At 67.1% G+C, this 6,077-nt stretch carries 6 protein-coding genes; 4 read left to right on the top strand and 2 right to left on the bottom strand.

Features of this window, described 5'->3' with window-relative positions; translation table 11 throughout:
- Window positions 1-250: 250 nt before the first annotated feature.
- Window positions 251-2,164, top strand: a complete 1,914-nt coding sequence (locus tag DJ70_RS03420; protein WP_094530151.1) for a sensor histidine kinase — start codon at window positions 251-253, stop codon at window positions 2,162-2,164.
- A gap of 328 nt (window positions 2,165-2,492) precedes the next feature.
- On the opposite strand, the gene DJ70_RS03415 is transcribed toward DJ70_RS03420, so the two are convergent.
- Window positions 2,493-3,452, bottom strand: a complete 960-nt coding sequence (locus tag DJ70_RS03415) for a quinone oxidoreductase family protein (protein ID WP_094530149.1) — start codon at window positions 3,450-3,452, stop codon at window positions 2,493-2,495.
- Window positions 3,453-3,730: 278 nt separating this feature from the next.
- Between DJ70_RS03415 and DJ70_RS03410 the strand changes: the two genes are divergently transcribed.
- Window positions 3,731-4,411, top strand: coding sequence for a helix-turn-helix domain-containing protein (locus DJ70_RS03410; protein ID WP_094530147.1), 681 nt, complete (start codon window positions 3,731-3,733; stop codon window positions 4,409-4,411).
- A gap of 179 nt (window positions 4,412-4,590) precedes the next feature.
- A complete protein-coding gene (locus DJ70_RS03405) occupies window positions 4,591-4,812 on the top strand; it encodes a hypothetical protein (RefSeq protein ID WP_143420919.1) in 222 nt (73 codons plus the stop codon).
- 134 nt (window positions 4,813-4,946) lie between these two features.
- On the opposite strand, the gene DJ70_RS03400 is transcribed toward DJ70_RS03405, so the two are convergent.
- Window positions 4,947-5,387, bottom strand: coding sequence for a DUF5518 domain-containing protein (locus DJ70_RS03400; protein WP_094530143.1), 441 nt, complete (start codon window positions 5,385-5,387; stop codon window positions 4,947-4,949).
- Window positions 5,388-5,530: 143 nt separating this feature from the next.
- On the opposite strand from DJ70_RS03400, the gene DJ70_RS03395 reads away from it, so the two are divergent.
- Window positions 5,531-6,016, top strand: coding sequence for a hypothetical protein (locus tag DJ70_RS03395; RefSeq protein ID WP_094530141.1), 486 nt, complete (start codon window positions 5,531-5,533; stop codon window positions 6,014-6,016).
- Window positions 6,017-6,077 lie beyond the last annotated feature (61 nt).

Raw genomic sequence — 6,077 nt, 5'->3', positions numbered from 1 at the left:
CCCCCGCGACGCCCCGCCGATCGCGTGTTCCCGCTGGAACGACGGCCCTCCACTCCCGTCGAGCGGTCGAGTCCGTCCTCGCCGATCCCCCCACGGGCGGAGTCGCACCCGGCGAGAGTCCGACCCGTCTCCTTCCCCGCGGACGCGTTCCGTCCGGGACGCACGCCCGTCGAGTGGAGAGACCATAGCCGGGAGCCGGCGTCGTCCGACGCGCGTTCTATTAGTATCCACAGCCAAAAGGTGGCGCTGAATGGACCTCGGAGGACGTCTGCCGGAGCGGATCCGCTCGCGGTACGCGGCGAAGCTCTTCGTCGTCTCATTGCTCATAACGGCCGTCATCGTCGCCGGCGGGACGGCCGTCGCGGGCCAAGTGTCCGACAGAGTCACCGAAGAGCAGCTGGACTCGGTCGAGGCCAACGCCGAACTCGAGGCCGAGAACCTCGCCAGGTGGTTCGAGGGTGAACAGGAGTCCGTTCGACTGCTCTCCTCACATCGCGGCGTCGACCCGTCGAACCGGACGCGAACGGAGGCTACCCTCGCCAGGGAACTCGATCGGACGTCGAACGAACTCGTCAGTCTCCACGTCGTCGAGCGGCCGACGGAGCAGCCGTCGAACGGCACGACGGAGCGGATAGTCGCGAGCAGTGACGGACTGGCCGGCGAGCCGCTGGCCGCGACCGGGATCGACTGGGGACAAACCGCCTCCGGCGAGGAGGTGACGTTCCGGTTCACCGACACGGCGGACACGCTCGTCTCGTGGGTGTATCTCGATGACGGGAACATGTCCGTCGCGATCGCCTCGCCGACGCCCGGCGGCGACCACGTGTTGGTCGGCGAGTACCACCCCAGCACGCGGGTCGCGGCGACGGCCGACGCGACCAACGGTTCGAGCACCGTCGTTCTCGGCGGCGTGAGCGGATACGTCATGTTCGAGAAGAACGGTCCGAACGAGTTCCATCCGTACAAGGGCGACGCGACCGTGACCGAGGTCGAGTCCCGGATCGAGGAGCGACCGGACCAGTTCGCACCGATCAGCGGGGCAGAACTGGACGACGCGGAGGTGAGAGGATACCACAGCGTCCCGAGCGACGGCGTCAACTGGGTGGTCGTCAAGGAGGTTCCGAGGTCGACGGCGCTGGCCGTGACCAACCAGGTCAGGACCGACCTGATGGGACTGATCGGCCTCACGACCGTCGGGTTCGTACTGATCAGCGCCATGATCCACTTCGGTCCGATCCGCGCGATCAGACGCCTGTCGCGTCAGGCGGAAGCCGTCGCCGAGGGGGACCTGACGGCCGAGTTCCGGACCGGGAACCGGATCGACGAGGTCGGCCAGCTCAGAACGAGCCTCGACAGAACGAAGGCGTACATCGAGACGATCACCGAGCAGGCCGAGAAGATCGCCCGCCGGGAGTTCGACGATACGGCCCTGGACGAGGAGGTTCCGGGGCCCGTCGGGGAGGCCATGATCGACATGCGTGACGACTTAGAGCAGTTCATCGAGGAACGCGACCGGCGCGAACAGCGTCTCGAGGTGTTCAACCGGCTGCTCAGACACAACCTCCGGAATCGTCTCGACGTGATCCGGAGCCACGCGGAGCAGTTGGCCGACAGAACGGACGGCGATGACGCGGAGGCCGTGTTGAAGGCGACGGACCGGCTGGCGTCGATCGGCACTCGCGCCCGACGCATAGACCGTCTGATGGCTCGCGATCCCGACCCGGAGCCGGTCGATCTCACCTCCGTCGTTCGCGATCTGCTCTCGGGGATCGAGTCCGACGACGTCGAGGTCGCCACGGAGTTCCCGTCGACGGCGACGCTGCGGACCGACGCCGAGATACTACGGACGACGCTGACGAGTCCGTTGGAGAACGCGGTCAGGTACGCGGAGTCGACGGTCACCGTCTCGATAACGCCGACGGCCGACGGGTACAGGATCGCCATCAGCGACGACGGACCCGGCATTCCGGCGGTCGAGCTCGAATCGCTGGCGGCCGGAACCGAAACCCCGCTCCGACACGGACGCGGGCTCGGGCTCTGGCAACTCAAGTGGGGCACCGACACGCTGGGCGGTGACCTGTCGTTCGAGACCGGCGTCGGGACGACGGTCAACGTGACGCTCGCCGATCTCACGGATCGAACCGGGGACGAAACCGAGGAGTAGGGACGCGCCCGCCGTTCGCACGGGAGCACCGATCTACCCGAGGGCGGTGGCGGACTGGGCGATGCGCCTCCGTATCGGTCACGATACCGCCCTGTCCCTTCTTTCAGTGGGTGATGCCGACTCATCTCGACTCGCCTTCGGATCAGGCGGCGTCCGGCTGCCTCCCATTCCTGTCCGGGAGGCCGTGAGTGACTCGCGAGGGATGGTGGGGGCTCCTTCGCGGTGTGCGATGTGGGTACACGTGACTCCCATGGACTGATCGGATCCGTGACCTGCTGATCGCTCGAATTCGGCTAATGCTGTGGCCGGCGTTGCCGTCTTTCGGCGGTCACGGGGTTACGACGAGCTTCCCCACGTAGCCGCCGGCAAGTATCTCTTGGTGGGCGCGAGCGGTGTCCTTGAGCGGGTACGTGTCGGCGACGACGGGCGTCAGGACGTCCCGTCTCATCAGGCGGGCGAGTCGGTCCAGCGTCGGCCGTCGAGTCGGATGGTTATCCATCTTGAGCGGCTGAACGGTCACTTCTTTGTCGTAGAGGGGCCGACCGTTCGTCTCGGGAATGTGGCCCATCGTGCTGATGATCGTCCCGCCCTCGGCGACGACCGACAGATCGAGGTTGAGATACTCCTCGAGCCGATGATCCAGCACCGTCTCGACGCCAGCACCGTCGGTTGCGGCGAGAACGTCTTCTGCGAGCGAGTCGCCGTCGTAGTCCAACGCGACGGACGCTCCGAGATCCGTTAATCGGTCCCGAGCAGCATCCGACCCGGCCGTCGTGATGACCTCCGCCCCGCCGTGTGCGGCGATCTGGACCGCGGCGTGACCGACACCGCCGGAGCCGCCGTGGACGAGGACGCGGTCACCAGCCTGGACGTCGGCGAGTTCCTCCAGTGCCGTCCAGGCAGTGGCCCCGACGTTGCCGATAGCACCCCCGGCGGTCCAGGACACGTTTTCTGGCAGACGCGCCAGTTTCTCCGCCGGGATCGCGGCGTACTCGGCGAAGGTGCCGCCCTCACTACGGTCCATGCCCGATGCGAAGACCCGGTCACCGGGTTCGAACGCCTCGACGTCCTCGCCGACCGCCGCAACGACTCCCGCCCCGTCACCGCCGGGAATCGACGGGAGCGGGAGGTCGCCGTACTGGCCGGAACGGAGCATCACGTCGACGCGATTGACGCTGGCAGCTCGTATGTCGACGAGGACGTCGTCGCGGCCGGGCGTCGGCCGGTCCACCTCGTCGACTTGGAGCACGTCTGCGCTGCCGTGGTCGTGGTAGCGAACGGCTCTCATGCCCCGATCACCTCAGACCGATCGGTCGTCGAGACGGTACTCGCCGGCACGGTGCGTCCTCGCGCGTCCTCCGTGAGTGGGGTCGTCGCCATCACGGCTACCACATGCGGGGCATCCGGAGTAGCGGTTATGTGGATGATACTCCAGGGGTTTACGTCGGAGGCGCACGGCAGCGTATAGCTCCGGAGGGTGACCGGAGGCGTCGCATCCACAGAAGCGCGCAGTAGAGGGGATGAGTTTTAGCCGTGACGGCGTCTCACAGAACGCCGTCAGTAGCTATGAAGCACATTCGGATCACGGTCCGTCCGGACCTCGACCGTGCGCCCCCGTTCCTGCGGTACTTGCTGGATACGGGAGCTCACGACGAAGCACGGGCCATCGACTGGAACCGTGGCGATTCGGAGCTGTCGACCCACATCTACGGAATCGCCGGCGATGGAGGCCGGTTCGCTGACTTGGCACGCGAGACGCCCGGTGTCGAATCGGTCGAACTTACGGCCGTCGGCGCCCAGGTATCGTATACGCTCATAGAGCTACGTGACGCCGAACTCCCCGTATTCGGGGGGTCCGCGACCGCGATCGACCGCCCTGGACTGGTCGTTCGGCGCCCGCTCGTCTACCGTGATGGCCGTATACACGGCCACATTGTCGGGGATCCGGCGACGTTACAGTCGACGATCGATGGCCTCCCGGAGAGTGTTTCGGTCCAGATCGACGCGATTCAACAGTTCCCAAGCCCCGACGTGAATCCGGCAACGACGTTGAGCGACCGACAACGGGAGGCGCTCCGAGCGGCCGTCGAGTTGGGATACTACGACACGCCGCGCGAAGCCACCCACGCCGACATCGCCGAAGCGTTAGGCTGTGCGCCAAACACGGCGAGCGATCACCTTCAGAAAGGCGAGGCAAAACTCGTCAGGGCCGGACTGGCTGCGTTCACGGCCGACCTCACCCGATGACGCTCGTAGCTCGGTCGAACCACGGGGAGCGCATTCCCTGAATACGGGGTCGTCGGTCGCACCGATCTCCTGACGAACGAGGTGTACGTCTCACCGGGAGTACAGCCGGACGCCCGCTCGGCGACGCGGCCCGCCCGCCCGTTACAGGTTTTGATAGGGCCCATCTCGTCGTGTGGGACGTGTCCGGGATACGGAGCGAGCTCCGGTCTCGTCCCCTTTCGACGGACTTCGAGGCGTGGAACGATCCGCGACGAGCGAAGTCGCCCCTCCCGGTTTTCGTCGTCGGTGGCGCGCTGGGGACGCTCGTCCGGTCGTACGGGGTACTGGATCAGGTCCCCCTGCCCGTCCTCTGGACGACGGTTGCGATCCTCGGCGTTACCGTCCTGGCCGTCGTTGACTGAGCCACGCGGGGCGGGTGGCCGCTTCGACGGCGCGTCTCCGAAGGCGGTGTCCCCCGATGTCGACGCCGGGATCGCTCGGTCGGGCTGCTCGGACACCAGTACGGGAGAGGGTCTCTCGCGGCGACGGCACAGCCTCACGAGGTCGTCACGGAGTCGCGACGGTGGTCCAACGCGTCAGCCAGCCACGCCCCGGCTCGGACGCCCACCTCGCCGGCGAGCGCGGCGATCCCGAACCCAGCGACGGCAGCCCCGACCAGGAGCACGCCTCCCGCGAGTTTGAACCACGCCGGCTCGGTGAACCCCGCCGTGACGGCGTACGTGTCGAGGAGGGCCCAGAGGAGGGGGAGTCCGCCGACGATCCCGACGTGGAGCCCCGCACGACCGGTCTCGACGTTCGACCGGGCGAGCAGGTAGCCCGTCAGGAGCCCGCCGACCGCCACCGCTCCCAGCGACACCTCGGACCCCGTCCGCCAATAGCTGAACGCGGTACACGGGAGCGCCGCTCCACCGCCGAGGAGTACGCATCGCCACCGCATCGAGAGGTTCCGAACCCGGATATCGGGGCGTGGCAGCATCGGTACGGGCTCCTTGCGACCCGGACCGTATAAACGTCCGAATGGCTGAAACCGAGATTACAGCCACGCCCGTGTTTCACGCCCCGAGACGGGGGACACACGTTTAGGAGGACTCGACCGCCACGTCGGGACGTCCTCCAGTCATGAGTTCGAGGTTCGACGCCGTTACGAGACGTCACGCCCTCGCGGTCGGCGGGAGCGCCGTCCTCGCATCGACCGCCGGCTGCGCGACCGTACTGAACGCGATCGGGGACCACGTCTTCGAGGAAGTGAACCTCCTCAACCAACTCGGTCAGGAGGTCAGCGGATCCATCGAGATAACCGATCCCGCCGGCGAGACCGTGCTCGAGACGTCGTTCGACGTGCCCTCGAGGGAATCGGACGACAGCAGTAACGTCGTCGCGTACGCGGACGTCTGGACCAGCGCGGGGAGCTATCGGGTCGAGATGGAGCTCACGGACACCCGAGTCGGCGGCGTCTCGCGGATCGATCGCCGAGTGCGGATCGGCGATACCGAGGAGGAGATGGTCGCGATCTCCATCGGCACCGGCGACGAGAGCGAACCGATCGCCGTCCGGGTCGGCGAGTCGTTCTCCGAGTTGGGCCGGACGGATCAGACCGCTGGTTGAACGTCGGCCGGCCGCTCCCGCCGAACCGACGCTCCCGCCGAACCGACGCTCTCGCCGAACC

Source organism: Halorubrum halodurans, from assembly GCF_002252985.1.
Lineage (GTDB): Archaea > Halobacteriota > Halobacteria > Halobacteriales > Haloferacaceae > Halorubrum > Halorubrum halodurans.
This window is presented reverse-complemented; position numbering and strand designations above follow the sequence as displayed.